The sequence below is a fragment of the Ureibacillus endophyticus genome (genome assembly GCF_024159215.1).
GTDB classification, from domain to species: domain Bacteria; phylum Bacillota; class Bacilli; order Bacillales_A; family Planococcaceae; genus Ureibacillus; species Ureibacillus endophyticus.
Genome location: NZ_JAMYWW010000002.1, coordinates 150,113 through 172,531, shown reverse-complemented (window position 1 = coordinate 172,531; position 22,419 = coordinate 150,113). Strand labels below are relative to the sequence as shown.

Genomic DNA, 22,419 nt, shown 5'->3' with positions numbered 1-22,419 from the left:
ATGAAAAAATGTAAGTAATTTATATCTAGATGAAGGGGATAAATTATATGGAGGGATATATGAGGGTAAATTCTGTAGATCGGCTTTTGAAACGAATACAAGATCCACAATTGAACGAAAACTTTACGAAGCGGGTAAATTGGCAAAAAAGTATTAATGATGAAGATAGACGTAAATATGCTACTGCTCACCAAGCGTTTCACACTTATAAGAGAAGCGTGGAAAATAAGTAACCGCTCTTCAAATTAGGGGAATTAAATTTATCTGCTTCCACTGTAAAATTAGAGTTAAAAGCAATATTTGAGGTTGAACTAACTGTATAAGTGACTGTAAATATACAGAAAAATCCTGCTGTACCATCATGATTAATAAAAGGTGTTAATAAAGGTTCAATTTGCAACCCAAATTTTAATAAAAGGGAAAAATACATTTTTCTAAAAATAGATATATAGAAAAAACAAGGAATGAATATAAACCATTCCTTGTCCCTTTTTTGATATTACTCAGTATACTTCTCCAACCAGGCCTTCATCTTAGCCATACTAGCTTTATTATAGCGTTTCATTTCATTCTTTAAATAGCGCAATAGGGTGCTATGAGATACACCAATTTCTGCAGCTGCACCCCGAATACTTAATTTTTCACGATCAATAATTTCAGCTAAGCTTTCCGGTGATAATGGTTGTTTTGTTTTGGGTATAACTTTTGAATTAGAAGTTTTAGAAACCGCTTCAGACATATCTACATCTGAATGATTATTTTCTAACAAACGTTGTTGCGCTTCTTGCTTTTGAGCAAGTAATTCCATTTGGTCAATCTTCTTTTTATTTTCCTCAATTGTTTCATGAGGAGGTAAAATAATTAGATTTAATTCGCCCCAGTATTTCTTCACCCATCCTCGTTTCCCAACTTTGGATTCATCAATAGGCTCCGTATAGTACCATTCCGCAACAATCCCGTCTAGTTGTAATTCATCTAATATTTTCTCTAGTTTTTCGCGTATAAAGACCCCATTATAGCTAGAAGGAAAATCGAGGGTTTCAATAAGTGTTTTCACTTTAAATGGTTGTTTTAGATTGCGGCTAAGCGTCCGGACTTTCCATTGATAACTTAAATATCGTCCTAGCCGCTTTAGCTCCCTTTGCGTATGGTAACTGTATTTTGGAATGTCAACACTAAACTGGACAAAAATTATAGGGACTGTTGCTTGAATTCCACAGGCGTTAAATAGCCGAGTGTTCCGTGAATTCGTAGGTTGTTGAACCAGTGTACGTAATCCCCAAGTTCAAGAGCCAGCTGTTCAAGAGAGGTGAAGTGGGCCTGATTAGCGAATTCTGTTTTAACTACCTTAAATGTCGCTTCAGCCACGGCATTATCGTAAGGGCATCCCTTCATGCTCAGTGATCGCTGGATTCCGAATGTTTCAAGTGCCTCTGAAATCAGTTTATTATCAAACTCTTTTCCTCGGTCTGTGTGAAACATTTTGACGTCATTTAGATTGACCTTGATGCTTGCAATGGCTTGATGCACAAGCTTTGCCGTTTTATTTTCACCAGCACTATAACCGATGATTTCACGGTTGAACAAATCGACAAATAGGCATACATAGTGCCACTTTTTTCCGACACGAACGTATGTTAAATCACTGACAATCACCGCTAATGGTTCATCCTGTTTAAATTGACGCTGTAATTCATTCTTGACTGGAGCTTCGTTACAGCTTGATTTATGTGGCTTAAATTGCGCCACTGTATAGGTTGAAACGAGCCCGAGTTCATTCATAATGCGACCAATTCGACGACGAGAAACGTGTTTTGGCTCAGGCAATTTCGCTAATTCTTTCTTGATTTTACGTGTGCCGTAATTATTGCGACTTTCTTTGAAAATACGCGCAACTTCCTTTGAAATCACCTTATCTTCAGCCTTTTTCGCACGTTGACTAGATAGATCGGCATGATAATAATACGTACTTGTTGGAATCTCGAGGACGGCACACATTGCTGATACCGAATACTTGTGAGCGTTATTACGAATCACACTTATTTTCGTCCCATGATCAGCGCCGCTTGCTTTAAAATATCGACTTCCATTAGTAAGCGTTGGTTTTCTTTACGTAATCGAGCGAGCTCATTCTCTTCTTCTGAACGATTGTCTTTCGCAGCGAATGAACCTGTTTCCTGGTGGTTTTTAATCCAGCGATCTAGCGCAGAAGGGGTAATATCATATTCTCGCGCAATCTCCGCACGAGGCTTACCATTTTCATAAAGCTTCACTAATTGCAGTTTAAATTCGGGTGTAAATGTTCGACGTTGACGTGACATTGTTGCACGCTCCCTTAAGTTATTAGTCTAAGTTTACAACCCCTTATTTTATCTGTCCAACTTAGTGTAGCCTATTCAGCAGAAAATGTTACCTATCTAGGAGATAAGATAATTTTTTATCAAAATAAAAGGAATAATAACCTAAAATTTTCAATGTTTATTCATGAGTTTGATTCATCATTAATAACACATTTTAGTCGAACTTTGTCTTATTTAGAGGAAAATCAAGATTATACATTAGACAATGAAATTTTAATAATAAAGAATGAGTCAGAGTTAAATTGGAAATTAAATTTAGAACATTATCAAGTAAACAAAAATATACTTGAAGCCATTAGCGTCGCATTAAAATAATTTGACACCTTTATTAAAACTGAATTTTCTGAAATATATTCTTCGCACAAAAAAAGCCTTTATAATGGTTGGGCGGTAGTAAACCATCCAAATCCAAAATAAAGGACTAATCGCATGGATAAGTTTACACGAATAACATCATTTGAACAATGGTTTTCACCGATTAATTTGACGTTATTTGAAGAACAGGTGAAAATTCATCAATTAAATTACTATACAAAGAAGCTGTACATGGCTTCCTTTATGAAACTGCTTTTATATGCCCAGCTTCATGAAACAGAGAGTTTAAGGGCATTAAGCGATGCTGTGTTTTCAGATGATTTACAACGGACAATAGGGTTTGAATCGATTAGCTTCTCCCAATTGGGCAGAAGAATAAATACAATCCCAACCGAGTTCTTTCAAACGCTTTTTCTAGATTTAGTCTCACAAATTCATCAGAAAACGGATTTTCAGAAACAAAGAAAAACGACAACACCATTGAAAATTATTGATTCGAGTACATTACCACTTAATTTAACCAACCATAAGTGGGCAGAGTTTCGAAAAACAAAGTCTGGTGTGAAGCTTCACCTTCGACTCGTTTTCATGGAAAAAGGTCTTTCGTATCCAGATCAAACGGTGCTCACAAATGCGATTGAACACGACCGAGGTCAACTTGAGGTATTCATTGATGACAAAGAATGCCTGTACGTGTTCGACCGTGGCTACTTGGATTACAAACGCTTCGATCGCATGACGGATGATGGCTATTTCTTTGTCACACGTCTTCGAAAAAATGCCGTCGTACGTGTACTTGAAACATTTTCTCTACCAGAAGATTCAAAGGTCCTATCAGATGAGATGGTGGTTATTGGTACAACACAAAATCGTTCGGAAAATGTGTTTCGTCGCCTAGAAATCCTTGATACAAAAGGCAGTGAACTAACGTTACTAACGAATCGTTTTGATTTAGACGCAGATGAAATAGCAGAAATCTATAAATCACGCTGGGCAATTGAGTTGTTTTTCAAATGGATGAAACAACATCTGAACATCAAAAAGTTCTACGGTCACAGTGAACAAGCTGTACACAATCAAGTGTACATCGCAATGATCGTGTTTTGTCTAAACGTTTTGGCACAGATGAACACAAATAGCGATCGAAGTTACCTAGAAATTAGTCGCTATTTAAAAGCTGCATTATGGAAATCTGCTCACATTTGGTTGCGCAAAATTGAAAGAAAAAACGTCCCATAAAGGTTTTAAAAGTCGTTGTTACACAAGTCACAGGTTATAGTAAAAAAATGAATGTTTACTACCCTAGCTTTAGTGTTTTCAATTTTTCTTTAAAATTAAGTAAAACAAAAACTGAAAATTCAGAACACTTTTATGCAACGGTAGTGACTTGAAGCATATAAAAAATTGTTAAAAATGAATTTATCGATAGTTCCTTATTATAAAATTGTATTGAAGGAATATGATAAAAAAGGACAAATATTAATAAATGATATGGAATTTTATGATGATATATAGAAAGGCAATAAGAAATATACTCTAAATTCTATTTTTTCAAGGTTCGTTTTTCTTAAAAAACATCCGTTAGATAACGGGTGATTTTTTCTTTTTCTAAAATTTAAACCATATAAAAAGGGCAATATAAATTAATTTGTATGCCCGCTTCTTCCGTAATGCATACTTATAATTTTGCTGTAGATAAATGTGAATATTCCAAAGGTTTAATGCATCATCGTTTTAAATAAATAGTCGAAGTAAATCAGATTTGTGAAGTTTCTTTTTATATTACTTGAGTGTTTAATTAGAGTTAACTTTTTAAGAAAAGAACTTTGTTTATGAAAAATAATCACAGATATTTATAATTACTTTAATTTTTTTTTTCGATTTCACCTTGCTAATTTGGCGATTGCTATTGTTCTCTTTCCATAAATTTTTGATTTTTGTTGTAAAGGGATTAATTTTTTCGTTATGTGCTGTAACATCGTTAATTTAAAATCTTTAATAATTTAAGAAAATTTATTATTTTAAAATTACATTTTTTTCCTTTGTAAGAAGTGAGTTACATATTATAAAAAAAGAAGTAGACAATCAATTTCTAACTATGTAAAATACATGGAAATTAATAGGTGATTAGGTAGTGTCAAAACTTCTATGAAAAATTGAAAAACACAAGGTATTGGGCGATAAGTACTCTCCGAACGAGGGGACAATCGCTCTTGACAAACATTCCGAAAAGGTTGCGCCCATATTTTTGAGGGCGAAGGGGAAAAAGTAGGCACACCAAATAACCCTCGCCAAATACCAATTTTAACCTTTTCTCCATTCGGTTTGTCAAGAGTTCGCTACGCCGATTGTCATTCGTATGTAGTTATTTGAGGACTCTGCTAAAAAAAGTAGGCTGCGGTTATTTCGTTAACTCCAATTGGGCCAGTTCAATCAGTTTTGTCCAACGTGCTGGCATATGTGGCATCTGGTCCAACTCTGGAATCATGACCGGCACACGCTTTTCCAGCTTTGCATGCGGTCGAAGGAAATTAAAATAGGCCACAAACATCGTCACAAACGATACCGAGCCAGCTTCGGAACCAAAGCCTGTTGTCGCACGGTAATGCCCTTTAAATGTCCGGTTTAGACGTTCGATAATTTGTTTCAACCAACGATATTCGGCTGACACTGGATCTTCGTTCGTTAAGCCTATCACTTGTGTCACATCAAACCAAATGTCATGTTGTGCGAAAAAGTGTTGTGCTAATAAGTAAATGGGGTTGCCATCCACGATTAAATTCAGGTTTTCGGGAATCTCCTTGAACTTTTGTAAAACATCATCGATTGCTTTAATGGCAGACAATGTATCGCGATTAGGCGAAACACGGTAAGAGAGAATAACTTTTTTCGCCGCATCAAAGAAAAAGAATAAGTAATGCCATTTCCCATTAACCCGAATATACGTTTCGTCGCCACAAAATTGATCGGACAGTTCATAAGGATAACCATCAACGAAGGGCTTCATCAAGATGGAGACACTGTTCACGTAATTTAATATCGTTTGATGTGAAATGGAAACATTATGTATGTCTTGCATAATCGCTGCTGTTTTCCGTGCTGAAATACCGTAATTCACATGGTATGTCAAAATCAATCCAAGTGTATGGGATGACGTATGAATCCGTGATAAATCTACACGTGGTTTTACTGGTGATGCTGGAGATAAAGGTTGATAATCAAACAAAAATTCACGATAAATATAACGCACTTTAAACGCCTGTGGATCTTGTTTAAATCGGGTCTTTTCTTCCTTACTCATTCGACCTATATTGGATAAATAATAGGAACACTGATTACTTTTACACTTCCAAATGTGAAAATCTTTTCGCTCTTTAATTTTCTCTAAGGTCTTCATACAGTGGGGGCAACGAAGAATAGCCTCTTTCTGATAGCGACTTTTTTGATTAAATAAGCAATCACATACCTTACATTGATATTGTCCTTTTGCACCATTATTCGCATACAAATACGAGGAAGGTGCACCACACTTAGGACAACAGAGGTTTTCAGGTACTTTTGATTTGGACTTGGCGTGTCGTCTTACAGGCTTTAATTCTTTGCCATGTTCATGGAAGTAGGCGATTAGTAAATCCTGAAAGGATGCTTTTTCAGGTTGATACAGAATGGGTAACTTATCAACTTGTAACTTGCGGTATTCTTTATTAATTGGCTGTTCAGGACGCACACTTCCAACAGCCTTACCAAATATTATCACCATTAATATTTTAATTATTTTTTCTTGGTACTTGATAAATTCAATTAAATACGCTAATAATTGAGGGTACAAACTTGTCACTTCCTTTTTGGGTAGTTTTGTGTGTGGTAACCTCAACTAACACCAAAATCCAGGGGGTGGCAAGTTTTTTTGCGTAAAAGACTATAAAACCAACGATTATTAGCGATTTATATATATAAGTTTTGACAATACGGGTGATTATAAGGAGGTGATAAAAATGAAGACGATAATTTTGATTTTTCTTTTACAAATGGTATATGTTCCATTATTAACTTTGCGTACAATTTTTTTGGTTAAGAATTTAACAATTTTGACTTCGTTATTTGGAATTATGGAGATGCTAGTATATTTGTTTGGATTATCACTAGTTTTTAATGACAATCAAAATATAATAGCCATGATTGCTTATGCGGTAGGCTTTGGCTTGGGCATGATTTTAGGAACAAAAATCGAGAACAAGTTAGCTATTGGTTATATTTATATTGCAATTAATACTCAACAAAAAAATGAGCTGTTAATTAACACTCTTCGTGAAGCCGGATTTGCTGTAACGGTTTTTTTAGGAGAAGGAAGAGATAGTGAGAGATTTAAGTATGAGATTTTAGCAACACGTAAACGTGAAAGAGAGCTTTTTAGTTTAGTAGAATCGATTGAACCGAATGCATTCATTATTTCCTATGAACCTAAATCATTTAAGGGAGGATTTTTGGTTAGGAATATGAAAGTTTTGAACAAGAAAACCGTTTAAAGAACAAAAAAAATAATTATACTAGAATATTTTATAGACTGAAAATTCGAAAAAATGTAATTAATGTGTTGATTTTATACTTTTGGGTATGATAATGTTTTGTTAGAATTCATTATTGAATTCGAATTCATATAGAAAGGGGATATTTTTTGAGTCAGAGACCGAATGCATACGATGTGGCTAAACTTGCAGGTGTGTCTCAAACAACTGTCTCAAGGGTACTAAATAATTTTCCTCATGTGCGACCTACTACAAAAGAAAAAGTGCTGGAAGCAATTGAAAAACTTGGTTTTGAACCAGATGAGATTGCAAGAAGTTTAGTGAAGAAAAAGACGAATACGATTGGATTAATTGTTGGTAATCTTGCAAACCCATTTTATTCAGAAACAGCTCAAGCTATTTTGAATGAAGCGAGTAAAGTAGATTACGATGTCATTATGATGGAGGGAGATTCTAACAATATATCTCTATCTGAAGTAATAGGAAAGTTAATTAATCGTAGAGTAGAAGGTGTTGTTGTCGCTTCTGTTAAAAGAAATGATGATGAATTAACAAAAGTTTTGACAGAAAAATCTATACCGGTGATATTTTTTAATCGAACATTAGATCATGCTGTGAATACAAACTATATAGTAGTTGATAATTTAAAAGGTTCAAAATTAGCAATGGAACACTTGATACAGAGTGGTCATAAAAAAATAGCTTATATTACAGGATGGCAAGGATATTCTACATTCAATGATCGTTTCTTAGGTTACAAACAGGCATTAGCAGAAAATAATTTAGCGTACGATGGAAATTTAGTATTTGAAGTGAACCCTAAGGGGAGTGCGTTAGATTTTTCTATGGATTTATTGAGAAATAATCCTGATGTGACAGCATTCTTTGCTTCAACAGATAGTATTGCTCTGGAAATATTAGAAGCAGCATCAAGATGTAATAAGCGGGTACCTGAAGATGTTTCAGTAATTGGATTCGACAACATTAACATATCATCGAATCCATATGTAAAACTAACAACGGTTTCTCAAAGGAAAGAGGAAATGAGCGTACTTGCATTGACAAATCTATTAAAACTCATTAATAAAGAGGTTGAAACGCCTGTTCAAATAACACTAGAACCAGAATTGATTGTACGTGGAACAACTACAGCAAAGGATAGAAACCTATGATTAATGAATTGTTTAATATTCGAGAAAAAGTGGTCATTATTACTGGTGCAAGTGAAGGCATTGGGAAAGAAATTTCCTTGTTTTTATCGAAATTAGGTGCACACGTAGTGTTAATTGCTAGGAATGAAAAAAAATTAGCGCTTCTAGCACAAGAAATTAAAGATAATGAGGGGAAAGTTACTATTAAACCCTATGATTTAAACAATATACACGGTATTAAAGACCTTATTGCTGATATTTATGAAGAATGTAAATCAGTTGATGTATTAATTAATAACGCAGGTATTAATATCGCTAAACCAATTGAAGAGTTGCAAATTGAAGATTGGGAGAAAGTAATGCAACTAAATGTTACGAGCATGGCATTTTTATGTCAAGCTGTAGGTGAGTATATGAAACTTAATAACTATGGGAAAATTATTAATATGTCATCGCAAATGGGCTTTGTAGGCTATTACAAGCGTAGTTTATATTCAGCAAGTAAAGGGGCAGTAAATCAATTAACGAAAGCTTTAGCGATTGAATGGGCCGAACATAAAATAAATGTTAACGGTATTGCTCCAACATTTATAGAGACTAAATTAACCGAAAAAATGTTTGAAGATTCCAAATTCAGAAGTGAAGTAATGGATAGAATTCCTTTAGGACGTCTGGCTAAATGTGAGGATCTTTTAGGTGCTATTTTATTACTAAGTACTAAAAGTTCAGACATGATTACCGGTCAAACATTACTGATTGATGGCGGTTGGACAGTCTGGTGATTATTGAATTCGAATTCAAAAAGAAAGGAACTTAGACTGATGAAAATCGAAAACTTTTTAGAAGTAAATGATTTTAAAAATCCCAGTAATATTCGATTTGGCTCGGGTTCCCTTCAAACTGTGAAAACAGTTTTAGATGACTTTGGTGTAAAGAAAGTATTGATTATTAGCGATAAAGGAATCGAAAAAACAGGTTTGGTCGATCGTTTAAGAGCTTTGATTAAGACAGACTTTAGAGAAATCCAAAGCTTTACGGAAATTGAAGGAGAACCAACATTTAAATTGTTAAATTCGCTACATGATGTAGTAAAAGATAGTGTTTTCGAAGCAATAATTGGAATCGGTGGTGGTAGTTCATTAGATGTCGCGAAAGCAATAGCTGCGTTGGCGGATAAAGAAAATATTGCCCAGTATTTATCAGGTGAGAAAGTAATTGAGTCAAGGACAATTAAATCTATTTTAATCCCAACAACTTCTGGAACAGGTGCAGAAGTAACAATGAATGCAATCTTTGAAGATGAGGAGCAGCAAGTAAAAAGAGGAATAATTAGTTCATGTTTGCTACCAGATATTGCGATTATCGATCCAGATTTAACACTTACTTGCCCACCAAGAGTAACGGCAGCATCGGGCATCGATGCTTTTACACATGCAATTGAATCATTTCTAGCGAAAAAAGCAACAGTTTTAACAAAAATGTATTCTGAAAAAGCTATGCAGTTGTTTCCTAAAAATATAGTCAAGGCTGTTCATGACGGCCAAAATAAATTAGCTCGTGAAAATATGAGTTGGGTTAGTTTATTAGCAGGAGTTTCGCTAGCCAATGCTGGAGTAGGTGCCATCCATGCATTAGCTTACCCACTAGGTGGCTATTATCACATTGAACACGGTGTAGCAAATGCATTGCTCTTACCTTATGTCTTGAAAGAAATTGGGAAGGCCAACGTAGATGAATTGTTAAAAGTGACTGAAATTATGGACATCAAAGATGACAATATCAACACAAGTAATGTTGTTGAATACTTTGTCGAATATTTATTTAAATTGCTAAAGGATTTAAACTTACCAAGTAATTTAAAGGATTTAAATGTAAAAGAAAGTGATCTACAAATGATGGCGTCAGCAGCAAGTCAAATTCATCGCTTGCTTGATAATACACCTTATAAGCTCAATGAACAGACAATCCATAAAATTTATGAAGATGCTTATTCTGGAAATATAAAATAATGGAGGATTAGAAATTATGACATTACAACCTAAAGTGCAAACAAATTATACAAATGAAGAAATGGAAAATAATTATGTTATTCGTTTTGATGAATTAAAGAAAGACGGTATTCCATTAATGTTTATTGATAGCATTTTACCAGGTCACAATCGTATCAACTATGCATTAATTGGTGATACAGCAAGTGAAAATGAAAAATTTACACCAAAAATTCAATCCCCACACGGATTCCAAATTGGAATGGTAAAAGCACCTAAAGGAAATGGGCCAGCTTATCATACACATGATTATATTGAGGCATTTTTACCGTTAACAGGTAAATGGCGATTTTACTGGGGCAATAGTGAAGACGAAATTCAAGGTGAAACAATTGTTGGTCCTTGGGATTTAATTTCATTACCACCGGGATTATGGCGTGGATTTGAAAATATTAGTGATGAGGATGCTTGGATTTTTGCAGTACTAGAACAACATGAAGTATTTGAAGGAAAAGATCCATATTGGCCAAAAGAAATAATTAAGCAAGCTGAAGCTTATGGATTTAAGGCAGATGAGTTTGGAAAAATGATTAAGCCAGATAACTTTGATGAGTTAGAAAAAGAATTAGCAATTAAATTGAAAATGGGAGAGAAATAATGTCTTTTCCAATCGTATATTTATCAGGCACACTATGTACTACTAAATTGTGGGTTAAGATGTCTGAAGATTTAGAATTCAGAAATTTAGAGATTATTATTAACCTAAATGAAGGAAATACGATTGAAGAAATGGCTAAACGTGTTTTAGCTAAAATAAATGGTAGATTTATTTTAGCGGGTCTTTCGTTAGGAGGAATTGTTGCGCTGAAAATCGCAACGATGGCTCCTGAAAGAATTGAGAAATTAATTTTATTTAATACGAACCCATTTTTACCAACTGAAATGCAGTTCAGTAGTTGGATTGCAAATAGAAAATATATAGAAGAATACGGATTTAATAGATTTGTAGAAGATAAATGGGTACCTTCGTTAATAAATGAAAAGAATAGTTTATTCGATTTAGTAAAAGAAATGGCCCTAGATGTTGGAGAAGATATATATTTCAATCAGCTAAATGCAGTTGAAACTAGAGAGGACTTAACTAAAAAGTTTAGTACTATCAAATGTCCAACGTTAATCTTTGTAGGGGATGAGGATAGAATATGCCCAGTTGAAATGTCGGAGTATCTTCATGAGAATATTGAGAATTCAACACTTATTATTTTGCCTGAAACCGGACATTTATCAGTCTTAGAACAACCTCAGAAAATTGCGGAAATAATACAATCTTGGTTGCGAATTCATTAATTTGAGGAGGGATTAAATGGCCGAGTTGATATTGGAGAATATTTACAAAACGTACAGTGATGGAACTAATGCGGTTGAAAATTTTAACCTAGAAGTGAAAGATCATGAGTTTATTGTATTAGTAGGCCCTTCCGGATGCGGTAAATCTACTACTTTACGTATGATAGCAGGGCTAGAAGAAATATCATCAGGGCAATTCATTTTAGATGGAAATGTCGTGAATAATGTTGAACCAAAAGATCGTGATATTGCGATGGTATTCCAAAACTATGCTTTGTATCCTCATATGACGATATACGATAATATGGCATTTGGATTAAAGCTACGGAAGATGAGTAAAAAAGAAATTGATGAGCGTGTAAACAATGCAGCAGAAATTTTAGACTTAAAACCGTACTTAGACAAGAAGCCAAAAGCACTTTCAGGGGGACAGAGACAACGTGTCGCGCTAGGAAGAGCAATCGTCCGTGATGCAAAAGTATTCTTAATGGATGAGCCTTTATCTAATTTAGACGCAAAATTAAGAATGCATATGCGAGCTGAAATTATCAAATTACATAAACGGTTACAAACTACAACTATTTATGTAACACACGATCAGACAGAAGCTCTAACAATGGCATCACGTATTGTAGTTATGAAGGGCGGACATATCATGCAAATTGGTACGCCAAATGAAGTATATGAGAAGCCGGCTAACACTTTCGTTGCGAGCTTCATTGGAGCTCCTCCAATGAATTTTTTAAATGGTTTAGTCACTTTAAATGGAATTAAGGTAGATAACCTATTGCTAAAAGTAAGTGAAGAAAATATTAAGGAACTGCTTGACCGTGATTATCTAAATAAGGAAATTATCGTTGGAATACGTCCAGAGGGAATTTCTTTAAGCGATGGAACAACTAATGATGAAGAAACTTATGAAGCAATAGTAACTGTTCCGGAAATGCTAGGTTCTGAAACAATTCTTTATATTAATTTACAAGGTCACGATTTAATAGCGAAATTGTATACGAATGCAGTATTCAATATTAACGATAAGGTGTCTATGAAAATCAACATGAATAATTTACATTTCTTTGATAAAGAAACAGAACTTAGGATCTTTTAAGGAGTGTTCTATTTGAACAATAAAGCAGATTTAACTTCGAATGAAAAAATCGCACATGGAATGTTTTTAGGAGTGTATTCACCGGCATTAGTAGAAATGTGTAGTTATGCGGGCTTTGATTTTATCATTTTTGATAATGAACATGGAGCCTTTAGTGACCGTGATTTAGAAGAAATGATTAGGACTGCAGATGCAGTTGATTTATTGTCTCTTGTTCGTGTTTCTTATGATGAATCGAGTATCCAAAAAGCATTAGATCGAGGGGCGAAGGGCATTCATGTACCAATGGTCAACTCAAAATTAGATGCTTTAAAAGTTATTCAAAAAGCAATGTATCCACCATTGGGTAATAGAGGCGTGGCTTATTCTCATAGAGCAGCTAAATACGGTCAATTGAGTGGGCGACAATATTTGCAACAGAGTAATGAAGATATCTTTGTCGCAATTCATTTAGAAACATATGAAGCATTTAAGAATATTGATGAAATATTACAAGTACCTGGAATCGATTTGATTTTTATTGGCTTAACTGATTTATCTGTTGATATGGGTTATCCGAACAATTCGAATCATCCAGAAGTTCAAGCAGTTGTTGAGCAAATCTATCAAAAAGCAAAGCAAGCTAATATCGCAGTTGGAGAAGTGGCCTCAAATGAGGAAACTGCGCAGAAAGCTGTTGATAGAGGAGCGAAATATGTAGCACTTGTAGGTGTGAATTATGTAATGAATGCCTTAAAAAAATATGTTCAAAATATGGCAAAGTGAGGCACTGATGACAAAAACTATTTCAATGTTATTAGAATATTACAAAGAAGATCTTTTAAAACCAGATGAAGTAATCTCTTCATATTTAGAGACTATTAAAGAAGATCAGTATATTACCAACAGTTTTATTCAAATTACGGATGGATTGGCCCTAAAAGAGTTGGAAAACTTAAAATCACCAGAAGAACAACCATTATATGGAGTACCATTCACCCTTAAAGATTGTATTGATATTGAGGGACATAAAACTACAAATGGAGCATATGAAAAACATTATGAAGTGAAGCAAAAAAATTCCTACGTGATGGATAAATTAGAGAAATCTGGTGCTATTTGTTTGGGGAAAACCAATTTGCCTGAATATGCAACGAGTGTTTTGAATCATAGCGCCACATTTGGAGATGTTGTAAATTGTCGACATCCAAATCGTATTTCGGGCGGTTCTAGCAGTGGGGCAGCAGTATCGGTAGCACGTGGACTATGTATATTTGCAATTGGAACCGATACATCGGGTTCGATTAGAGTGCCAGCTGCTTGTAACGAAGTAATAGGATTTAAATTGCCATATGACAAAAGACTTTTACAAGGTGTTACAGAATTATCCTTAACACAAGATCATTTGGGTGTGTTAACACGAAACATTACCGATTTAAAGGAGGTTTTAAAGTGTTTGAATATAAACACTTTAGATAAGTTAAACGTTGTAAAAAAAATTGGTATTCCGAAAGGCTATTTTGATAGCTATTTAGAAGATGATGTACGTATAGCTTTAGAAAATGTTTATGAAGATTTACGTGCATCTGGTTTCGATTTAGTTGAGGTCAATACAGAATTTTTAGAAGAGACGTTAACTGTAGCACGAACGATTGGAACAAAAGAGTTCGGCATGAAACATATGGAAAAATTAAAGAACAATGAGTTTCTTTCGCAAACAGTAAAAGACACATTAGAAAGAAGCAATCAAATCACAGAAGATATGTATCAGAAAGCTCTTCAAAAAAAGGCTGAATGGATGAATCGTTTTAAGCAAATTTTTGAAGAAATCGATCTTCTGCTAACTCCAACTTTACCTATCGTACCTCCTAAATTGGGACATACATCAATGAACATTAACCAAAAAGAATTCGACTTAGAAGAACTTTTGGTTCGATGTACAAGTCCTTTTAACATCTTAGAACTTCCTACAATATCTATACCTACTAATATTTATCACCAGAGTATAAAATTTTCTGTTCAATTAACGGTCACGGATGAAAATATTAGATCATTATTAGATTTCGCAAATAGTTTGTTGAAAAATGATAACTTAGGAGGTTATTAAATGAGTAAACTTTTAAAAAATTTATTGTTATTAGTTGCTGTGTTCGCTCTAATTCTAGCGGGTTGTTCAGATGAGAAAGAAGGAGAAACTTCAAATGATAATGCGATAGACACTTCTGAACCAGTAAAAGTACTATTATCCGCTGGTGATATTGGACAATTTAACGCTTGGAAAGCACGCAGTGAACAGTTTACTAAAGATACGGGTATTAAAGTTGAGTTTTTAGAAACGCCTTACGACAATTTATTGGAAAATATTACTACTGACGGCATAGCCAATGGTGGTGCATATGATTTAGTTGTATTTTTAGATTCTATGGGTCCAGCACTCACTCAGTTTTTAGAGCCATTAAATAGTTACATTGAAAGAGATAATTTTGATGTAAGCAGATGGCCACAGTCTTTAGTTAATTTATCAACATTTGAAGACAATATTTACAGTTTCCCAGTACGAGGACACGTACAAATGATGTTCTACCGAGATGATATTTTCAAGAAGCATAATTTAAAAGTTCCGACTACATGGGATGAATTTGATGTAGTAGCAAAAACAATTAAAGAAAAAGAAGGTATTGATGCAATTGCTCCTTACTATAAAACAGGTAACAATGGACAAAACTTGTTCATGTGGACATCGTATTTATGGGGTAATAATGGTGATATCTTCGATGGAAATTATAAACCAATTTTCAATAACAAAGAGGGTGTAGAAGCTACTCAACGATATGTAGATTTATTATTAAAAGATAAAGTTGCAGCAGCAAGCTCTGTTTCATATGGTGAGCAAGAGTCACGTACACACTTCAAACAAGGTGATGCAGCTATTTGGATTGGCTGGTGGTGGGTATTCTCAGAATTCAACAGTGCAGAAGCATCGGCACCAGAAGTTGTAGGTAATGTAAAATATGCAGCTGTTCCAACATGGGATGGTAAAGGTACATCTACAAATATTAGTTCGTTCCCATTAGCTATTACAAAAGGTTCTAAAAATAAAGATGCAGCATGGGAAGTATTAAAATGGATTGCTTCTACTGAAGAAGAATTAGATATTGTAACGCAAACTTGGGAAAATACAATCGATCCATCTCAAGCATCAACAGTTGTAACGCAAACTGCGAACTTGAAAGATGAAAAATTAAATGAGCTTTCTGATAACTTCTACGCAGTAGCAGCAGAAGGATTTGAAAATTCTAGAGCGTTACCAAACATCCCAGAATGGTCTCAAGTAGCAGACATATTAAGTTCAGCTATCTCTAATATCGTTACGGGTGCATCAGTTCAAAGTGAACTTGATAAAGCAGCTACTCAAGTAGAAACAATTCTAAAAAGTGCAGGTTATTACGATTAAGTAAAATGACAAGTGTACAAAAAAGAGTGCATTAATCTTTCTTTGTACACTTGTACATTTTCATCTAATTCAAACGATTTTATAGGTGCTAGTCACGTATAAAAGAAAAGAGGTTCAAGATGAATAATGAGCGCATCAAATATTTACTACTAGCCCCTGCTCTCATTTTAATTTCTGTTATCACAATTTACCCGCTTTTAAATTCGTTTTGGATCAGCTTACATGATTGGGATTTAAAAAAGTCTGTGGAAATGGGAGATTTTGTAGGGATAGAAAATTATACGAGGGCATTTTCAGATAAGTATTTCTGGAACAGTGTATTTATTACTCTAGTATTCGTAGTGAGCACTGTGGTAATAACATTAGTCCTAAGTTTCTTAGTAGCTTTACTGTTAAGTGGCAACAGTAAGTTTTTACAGTTTGTTCGTGCAATAATAATTATTCCCTTTGCTATTAGTCCAGCTCTAGTAGGGTATTCTTGGAAATTTATGCTAAATCCAGAATATGGATTGTTCCACAAAATTGCAGGAACTTTATTTCCCTTTTTGCAAGATATTGTCTGGTTAGGAACAAGCTTTACGTCCCTCTTAGCTTTAATTTCAGTAACAGTTTGGATTTGGTTGCCGTTCATGAGCCTAATGTTTATTAGTGGTTTAATTGGCATTCCAGATGAGGTTTATGAAGCAGCGAAAGTAGATGGTGCTACGCGATTACAAACACTTTATAAGATTACATTACCATTGATGAAACCGATTATTTTAATTTCATCTATTTTAATGACAATGTTTACATTAAAAGTATTCGATCCAGTTGTAACGTTAACTCAAGGTGGACCAGGGAATTCTACTGAAGTATTGAATTTCTTCATTTATAAGAATGCCTTCAGATACTTCGATATGGGTTATTCTGCAGCACTAGGTTATATTTTAGCGATGATTACAATTGTATTTGTTGTTATTTACATGCGTAAATTATCGAAAGGAGATGATTGGAGTTGACGACAGTAAAAATGAATCAGAAAAAAAGGGTCAACACGATTGGTCTTCTAAAGTATTTTGGCGTGTTTGCAATCCTCTTATTTTTATTTGTACCTATTCTTTGGATTGTATTAACAGCTTTTAAAACAGAAGGGGACTCTTATAACTTTACAGTGTTTTTTAAGCCAGTTTTAGAGAACTTTCAATACTTATTTAGCCAAGAATTTAACATTGGTAAATACTATTTTAATAGTGTATGGGTAGTGTTTGCTACTTTATTAATTACAATTCCGGTCAGTATTTTAGCAGCATACGCATTGTCACGTTTCCAAATGCGTGGAAAGCAAGTATTTATGTTTGCAATTTTGGCAACACAGTTTATTCCTTTAGTAGTTAATTTAATTCCTCTTTTCTTAATTTTTAGGAATTTAGGTATGATTGATACAACTATTGCTTTGATTATCGTGAATTTAGGACATACAATTCCTTACGCTATTTGGTTAATAAAAGGGTTTATCGATCGGGTACCTGTAGATATTGAAGAAGCTGCTGCAATAGATGGTGCTAATAGATTTCAAATTATTACAAAAATATTGATTCCAACAGCTCTTCCAGGAATTATTACAGCAACAGTATTCTGTTTTGTAATTACGTGGAACGAATTTATGTTTGCACTAATCTTAACACAAAAAGAGGCCGTTACACTTCCAATCGCATTATCGTTCTTTAATGGAGAGAAAGGTGTTATTTGGAATCAAATGGCTGCAGCAGGAATTATTTTCATGTTGCCGACAGTTATCTTTATGTTATTGGTGAGAAAACAATTTGTTCAAGGTATGACATCTGGTAGCGTCAAATAATTAGAGAAGTGGTGAAAGAAATGGAAAAAGAGTTAACACAACAAGAAAAGAAAAAAGCAACAGTAGTGCAGTCTAAACCCGCACTAACTAGTAAAAAACGAATATATGATCATAGCATTTATTATGCAGATACAGCAGATGTAAACATGATTGACCATCGTGATGATGAAGATTATATGTCCCTGGATACAAAGCAGATTAAAAAGCAGAGTATGAAGGGATTTAACGAAGAGTATAACAACATTGTTGATTATATTGTTAAAATTACGCGTCAAATTTGGAAAGAAAAAGATATTGGGCTTATTTACGATACGTATAGTACGAGTATTTCCGTTCATAAAGGTTTAATTAATTCTCATGGAATTAATGAGGTTATTTCAGGGACATTACAAACACTGCAGGCCTTCCCTGATAGAAAAGGATTAGGTTGGAGCGTTATTTGGTCGGGTAACGATGAAGAGGGCTTTTTCACTTCGCATCGTGGTAAATCATATGCAACAAATGCGGGAGATAGTGCATATGGGAAAGCCACTGGTAAAAAAGTTATTTTCCGCACCTCTGCAGATTGTTTAATAAAAGAAAATAAGATTTATGAAGAATGGTTAGTTATGGATACTTATCATTTAGTACAGCAATTAGGAATCGACCCTGTAGAGGTAGCTAAAAAATTTGCAAAAAGCGCAGTTACTTTATCACCGCCAATACAGTTTGGATTACCAGAAACTGCTGAAATGGGCTTACCACCGAAACTTCTCGATATTGATTTAGAAGAGTGGGAAGTTGGTAATTTCATGTTATTCATGTTTAACCGGATTTGGGAGAGAAGATCAATTAATTTTGTCCGTGAATGTTATGAGGAAAATGCAGTTGTTCATTACGTATGCAATAAAGATTTAGTAGGTTTCAATGAAATTCAAGGAATGTATATTAGTTTGTTTGCTTCTGTACCAAACGCGAAACTCGTCTTAGAGCGTATTACGTGCAACAAACGAGATAATGAGTATGACTGGGATGTTGCAGTGCGATGGAGACTACAAGGTGTACATGAAGGAATGGGATATTTTGGTGCCCCATCTGGTAAGTTCATTGAAATTTGCGGGATTAATCATTATAAGATCCGAAATAAAAAAATTGTCGATGAACACTTTTTATTTGATGGGATTGAAGTGTTAAGACAAATCTATACAGAAGTTGAAGATGTGAAAGATGAAATTGTAATTGAAGATGGAAATTTTGCAGGTGTATCGTAAAACTTATTGATGGAATCTGAGGAGATGCAGATGGAAACTACACGAATTTGGATAAATGGTCAATGGGAATCAACTGAAAAAACCTATGAGCTTTATTCTCCATATGATGGAAAGCTCTTGGCAAATATAGCGAAAGCATCAAAAGATGATGTTAATCGTGCAATTGAAGTTGCTCATCAAACGTTTCAAACGTTCAAAAAGACAAGTGCTTATGAAAGGGCTCAAATTTTATATAAAGTAGTTAATATTTTAGAACGACGTAAGCAGGAAATGGTTTCTATTTTAGTTAAAGAAGCGGGAAAACCATATAAAGCAGCTTTAGCTGAGGCAGAACGAACGATTTCAACCTATCTATTTGCTGCTGAAGGTGCAAAGCAACCGAGTGGGGAAACCGTACCATTAGATGCTGCACCAACAGGTAAGGGTTATATGGGTTATACAAAGCGCGTTCCTTTAGGTGTTGTTTCAGCAATTACACCTTTTAACTTCCCATTCAATTTAGTTGCCCATAAATTAGGACCAGCATTTGCTGTTGGTAATACGGTTGTACTCAAACCAGCAAATCAAACACCTTTAAGTGCTTTATTTATGGCTGAAGTCTTTAAAGAAGCAGGATTACCAGATGGCGTATTACAAATAGTTACAGGTTCTGGAAGTGAATTGAGTGAAAGTCTCATCACACATGAGTATGTGAAAAAAGTGACGTTTACAGGTAGTGAAAAAGTTGGTTTAGCGATTAAAGAAAAAGTTGGGTTGAGAAAATTGACATTAGAGTTAGGTTCTAATTCAGCTTTGATTGTTGAACCGGGTACGCCTATTCAACAAGTAATATCAAGAATAGTCAACAGTGCATTTAATTTTGCTGGACAAGTATGTATTTCTTTACAAAGAATTTATGTACATGAATCTATTTATCAAGAATTTGTTCAATCTTTTGTAGATGAGACAAATAAATTAGTAATTGGAGACCCAGCTAATGAAATGACAGATGTTTCGGCAATGATCCATCCAACAGAAGTTCAACGTTTAAAAGAATGGTTAAATGAAGCAATAAAAATGGGTGCAGAAGTGGCAACTGGTGGAACATTTACAGAACGTATTATGGCTCCTACAGTGGTATTGAATGCGTCTTCTCAAATGAAAATTGTATGTCAAGAAACTTTTGCTCCAATTGTTTCCATTATACCATATAAGAATTTAGAGGACGCAATTAATATGGTAAATGAATCTAAGTATGGATTGAACGTTGGTATCTACACTCAAAGTTTATCGGATGCTTTATTAGTTTCTGATGAAATTGAGACAGGTTCATTAATTATTAATGATATCCCTTCTTTTAGAGTAGATAATATGCCATATGGAGGCGTAAAACAGAGTGGATATGGGCGAGAAGGAATTAAGTTTGCAATTGAAGAAATGACAGATTTAAGATTTATCGCAATGAAAAAAACTATAGGATAAGCAAAGGTGAATTGAATGATCTATGTAAAAACATCGAAAGTAACGAGTGAGAAATCACTAGAAGAAGTATCTGCAATTGTCAAAGACATTCTGAATGATGTTAGAGAAAATGGAGATGCAGCTGTTTTAAAGTATGAAGAAAAATTCGGTGCATCTAACCGACCATTCCGTGTAACCCAAGAGGAAATAGATGCTAGTATTTTACAATTAACAGAGGAAACGAAAATTTTAATCGATCGCGTAGTAGAACGAGTAAGTGCCTTTGCCGAAGCTCAGTTAAAGTGTCTACAACCTTTTGAAGCTGAATTTGGAGAAGGCATTCAAATGGGACATCGAATTGTACCAATTGATAAAGTAGGTGCCTATGTACCAGGGGGGAGATTTCCACTTTTATCTTCAGGTCCTATGGTCGTTGCTCCTGCCAAAGTAGCAGGGGTAAAAAGAATTGTAGCGTGTAGTCCAGCAAATTACAAAGGAGGTATTCATCCGGCCGTACTATATGGATTGGTGAAATCTGGAGCAACTGATATTTTTGCTATAGGCGGTGCTCAAGCTATTGCAGCCATGGCATATGGTACAGAAACAGTCCCAGCCGTTAATATGATTTCAGGACCAGGTAATAAATTTGTAGCTGAAGCAAAAAAACAAGTGTTTGGGAAAGTTGGTATTGATTTAATTGCAGGCCCAAGTGAAGTAATGGTTATGGCTGACGAACATGGTAATGCATTCAAAATTGCAGCTGATTTATTAGCCCAAGCTGAACACGATCCGAATGCAAGAGCCATTTTTGTGACAAATTCTAATGAATTGGCACAAGAAGTTATAAAAGAAGTGAAAGAAATACTTATCGATTTTGCAGCAGATTCTCCAGCCCATGTTTCGTGGCAAGATTATGGAGAAGTGATTTTGACAGAATCTGTTGAGGAATCTATAGAGGTATGCAATGTTTACGCAAGTGAACATTTACATATTCATTTGAAAAATGCAGATGAATATGTAGAAAAACTAAGAAACTACGGATCATTATTTATTGGTGAAGATAGCTCAGTGGTATTTTCTGATAAAGTTTCAGGGACAAATCATACCCTTCCAACTATGAAGGCAGCTACTTATACAGGCGGTCTTTGGGTAGGTAGCTACGTTAAAGTGCAAACGCATCAAAAAATTACAGGAATTGGTGTAGATTTCTTAGCTCAACACGCATCACAACAGTCTGAAATTGAGGGCTTAGAAGGACATAAACTTTCTGCAACTTGTCGTTTAGCATCATTAAATGAAGTGAAATAATATAACACATTCCATTCCCACTATAAACTGCATTAAAAATAGAATTTTCTATTCTTAATGCAGTTTTTTAATATTTTAGAATTATGCCGCACATTTGAGGAGTGGTGTTCTAGTATTTTAAATTTTTCTCCGTAGAAAATATTTTTTCTTAGGCCTGTATAGCAAACTGTTTAATTATTTTATTTGTATCTAGGGGTTCCGTCAGAAAAATGCTAATTTACAACGTTAAGGGATTTTTTTTGACGGGATCCCTGATCATGAAATTTATAGTGAAGTTAAGTAGCTTGAAGGCAAAGTTCTGGATACGATTTATGAAATGTTAGATGAACGTTTTTCGGCTACTTAGTATTCGTGGT

Annotated in this window: 20 protein-coding genes; 17 read left to right on the top strand and 3 right to left on the bottom strand. The window is 34.5% G+C overall.

The window, feature by feature from the left end; genetic code table 11:
- The first annotated feature begins 47 nt into the window (after positions 1 to 47).
- Positions 48 to 233, top strand: coding sequence for a hypothetical protein (locus NKR20_RS19155; RefSeq protein ID WP_253428525.1), 186 nt, complete (start codon positions 48 to 50; stop codon positions 231 to 233).
- Positions 234 to 499: 266 nt separating this feature from the next.
- Here the strand turns inward: NKR20_RS19155 and NKR20_RS19150 are convergent, their stop codons facing one another.
- Positions 500 to 1,057: a hypothetical protein gene (locus NKR20_RS19150; protein ID WP_253428523.1), complete on the bottom strand. Its 558-nt coding sequence runs from the start codon at positions 1,055 to 1,057 to the stop codon at positions 500 to 502.
- Between the two features lie 134 nt (positions 1,058 to 1,191).
- Positions 1,192 to 2,321, bottom strand: a protein-coding gene (locus tag NKR20_RS19145) for an IS3 family transposase (protein WP_253428537.1) whose coding sequence is annotated in 2 segments (ribosomal slippage) — positions 1,192 to 2,075 and positions 2,075 to 2,321 — 1,131 coding nt in all. Because the reading frame shifts where the segments join, the coding sequence is not laid out codon by codon here.
- Between the two features lie 468 nt (positions 2,322 to 2,789).
- Here NKR20_RS19145 and NKR20_RS19140 point away from each other — a divergent pair.
- A complete protein-coding gene (locus NKR20_RS19140; RefSeq protein ID WP_253422659.1) occupies positions 2,790 to 3,914 on the top strand; it encodes an IS4 family transposase in 1,125 nt (374 codons plus the stop codon).
- A 1,162-nt stretch (positions 3,915 to 5,076) separates the two neighbouring features.
- Here the strand turns inward: NKR20_RS19140 and NKR20_RS19135 are convergent.
- Entirely contained in the window at positions 5,077 to 6,504 is a 1,428-nt protein-coding gene (locus NKR20_RS19135; protein WP_253428046.1) for a DDE-type integrase/transposase/recombinase, read from the bottom strand.
- A 166-nt stretch (positions 6,505 to 6,670) separates the two neighbouring features.
- Between NKR20_RS19135 and NKR20_RS19130 the strand changes: the two genes are divergently transcribed.
- From NKR20_RS19130 to hisD, 15 genes are all read left to right on the top strand, one after another.
- Positions 6,671 to 7,201 carry a DUF2179 domain-containing protein gene (locus NKR20_RS19130; protein WP_253428519.1) on the top strand — a complete coding sequence of 177 codons (531 nt, stop codon included), beginning with the start codon at positions 6,671 to 6,673 and terminating at the stop codon, positions 7,199 to 7,201.
- A 149-nt stretch (positions 7,202 to 7,350) separates the two neighbouring features.
- Positions 7,351 to 8,373 (top strand): LacI family DNA-binding transcriptional regulator, encoded by a 1,023-nt coding sequence (locus tag NKR20_RS19125; RefSeq protein ID WP_253428517.1) that lies wholly within the window; start codon positions 7,351 to 7,353, stop codon positions 8,371 to 8,373.
- Complete coding sequence (locus tag NKR20_RS19120) at positions 8,370 to 9,134, top strand: SDR family NAD(P)-dependent oxidoreductase (protein ID WP_253428515.1); 765 nt, start codon at positions 8,370 to 8,372, stop codon at positions 9,132 to 9,134. Before NKR20_RS19125 ends, NKR20_RS19120 begins: the two co-directional genes overlap by 4 nt.
- Before the next feature lie 39 nt (positions 9,135 to 9,173).
- Entirely contained in the window at positions 9,174 to 10,361 is a 1,188-nt protein-coding gene (locus NKR20_RS19115; RefSeq protein WP_253428513.1) for an iron-containing alcohol dehydrogenase, read from the top strand.
- Positions 10,362 to 10,377: 16 nt separating this feature from the next.
- Positions 10,378 to 10,998 carry a cupin domain-containing protein gene (locus tag NKR20_RS19110; protein WP_253428511.1) on the top strand — a complete coding sequence of 207 codons (621 nt, stop codon included), beginning with the start codon at positions 10,378 to 10,380 and terminating at the stop codon, positions 10,996 to 10,998.
- The gene (locus NKR20_RS19105) at positions 10,998 to 11,687 is read left to right on the top strand and encodes an alpha/beta fold hydrolase (protein ID WP_253428510.1); all 690 of its coding nucleotides are present in this window, start codon (positions 10,998 to 11,000) and stop codon (positions 11,685 to 11,687) included. Before NKR20_RS19110 ends, NKR20_RS19105 begins: the two co-directional genes overlap by 1 nt.
- A 16-nt stretch (positions 11,688 to 11,703) precedes the next feature.
- Positions 11,704 to 12,795, top strand: a complete 1,092-nt coding sequence (locus NKR20_RS19100) for an ABC transporter ATP-binding protein (protein ID WP_253428507.1) — start codon at positions 11,704 to 11,706, stop codon at positions 12,793 to 12,795.
- A gap of 12 nt (positions 12,796 to 12,807) precedes the next feature.
- Complete coding sequence (locus NKR20_RS19095) at positions 12,808 to 13,560, top strand: HpcH/HpaI aldolase family protein (RefSeq protein ID WP_253428505.1); 753 nt, start codon at positions 12,808 to 12,810, stop codon at positions 13,558 to 13,560.
- 7 nt (positions 13,561 to 13,567) lie between these two features.
- Positions 13,568 to 14,881: an amidase gene (locus NKR20_RS19090; protein ID WP_253428503.1), complete on the top strand. Its 1,314-nt coding sequence runs from the start codon at positions 13,568 to 13,570 to the stop codon at positions 14,879 to 14,881.
- On the top strand, positions 14,882 to 16,228 hold the full coding sequence (locus NKR20_RS19085; RefSeq protein WP_253428501.1) for an ABC transporter substrate-binding protein: 1,347 nt from the start codon (positions 14,882 to 14,884) through the stop codon (positions 16,226 to 16,228).
- A 119-nt stretch (positions 16,229 to 16,347) separates the two neighbouring features.
- Complete coding sequence (locus NKR20_RS19080; RefSeq protein WP_253428499.1) at positions 16,348 to 17,226, top strand: carbohydrate ABC transporter permease; 879 nt, start codon at positions 16,348 to 16,350, stop codon at positions 17,224 to 17,226.
- On the top strand, positions 17,223 to 18,065 hold the full coding sequence (locus NKR20_RS19075) for a carbohydrate ABC transporter permease (RefSeq protein ID WP_253428498.1): 843 nt from the start codon (positions 17,223 to 17,225) through the stop codon (positions 18,063 to 18,065). Before NKR20_RS19080 ends, NKR20_RS19075 begins: the two co-directional genes overlap by 4 nt.
- Before the next feature lie 20 nt (positions 18,066 to 18,085).
- Positions 18,086 to 19,315: a nuclear transport factor 2 family protein gene (locus tag NKR20_RS19070; protein ID WP_253428496.1), complete on the top strand. Its 1,230-nt coding sequence runs from the start codon at positions 18,086 to 18,088 to the stop codon at positions 19,313 to 19,315.
- A 30-nt stretch (positions 19,316 to 19,345) separates the two neighbouring features.
- Entirely contained in the window at positions 19,346 to 20,776 is a 1,431-nt protein-coding gene (locus tag NKR20_RS19065; protein WP_253428494.1) for an aldehyde dehydrogenase family protein, read from the top strand.
- 15 nt (positions 20,777 to 20,791) lie between these two features.
- Positions 20,792 to 22,063, top strand: coding sequence for a histidinol dehydrogenase (hisD, locus tag NKR20_RS19060; RefSeq protein ID WP_253428492.1), 1,272 nt, complete (start codon positions 20,792 to 20,794; stop codon positions 22,061 to 22,063).
- Positions 22,064 to 22,419 lie beyond the last annotated feature (356 nt).

Excerpts from the sequence above, each read along its gene's own strand:
- NKR20_RS19155 (WP_253428525.1), top strand. The coding sequence starts at position 48 with ATGGAGGGATATATGAGGGTAAATTCTGTAGATCGGCTTTTGAAACGA.
- NKR20_RS19140 (WP_253422659.1), top strand. The coding sequence starts at position 2,790 with ATGGATAAGTTTACACGAATAACATCATTTGAACAATGGTTTTCACCG.
- NKR20_RS19130 (WP_253428519.1), top strand. The coding sequence starts at position 6,671 with ATGAAGACGATAATTTTGATTTTTCTTTTACAAATGGTATATGTTCCA.
- NKR20_RS19120 (WP_253428515.1), top strand. The coding sequence starts at position 8,370 with ATGATTAATGAATTGTTTAATATTCGAGAAAAAGTGGTCATTATTACT.
- NKR20_RS19115 (WP_253428513.1), top strand. The coding sequence starts at position 9,174 with ATGAAAATCGAAAACTTTTTAGAAGTAAATGATTTTAAAAATCCCAGT.
- NKR20_RS19110 (WP_253428511.1), top strand. The coding sequence starts at position 10,378 with ATGACATTACAACCTAAAGTGCAAACAAATTATACAAATGAAGAAATG.
- NKR20_RS19105 (WP_253428510.1), top strand. The coding sequence starts at position 10,998 with ATGTCTTTTCCAATCGTATATTTATCAGGCACACTATGTACTACTAAA.
- NKR20_RS19100 (WP_253428507.1), top strand. The coding sequence starts at position 11,704 with ATGGCCGAGTTGATATTGGAGAATATTTACAAAACGTACAGTGATGGA.
- NKR20_RS19090 (WP_253428503.1), top strand. The coding sequence starts at position 13,568 with ATGACAAAAACTATTTCAATGTTATTAGAATATTACAAAGAAGATCTT.
- NKR20_RS19085 (WP_253428501.1), top strand. The coding sequence starts at position 14,882 with ATGAGTAAACTTTTAAAAAATTTATTGTTATTAGTTGCTGTGTTCGCT.
- NKR20_RS19080 (WP_253428499.1), top strand. The coding sequence starts at position 16,348 with ATGAATAATGAGCGCATCAAATATTTACTACTAGCCCCTGCTCTCATT.
- NKR20_RS19070 (WP_253428496.1), top strand. The coding sequence starts at position 18,086 with ATGGAAAAAGAGTTAACACAACAAGAAAAGAAAAAAGCAACAGTAGTG.
- NKR20_RS19065 (WP_253428494.1), top strand. The coding sequence starts at position 19,346 with ATGGAAACTACACGAATTTGGATAAATGGTCAATGGGAATCAACTGAA.
- hisD (WP_253428492.1), top strand. The coding sequence starts at position 20,792 with ATGATCTATGTAAAAACATCGAAAGTAACGAGTGAGAAATCACTAGAA.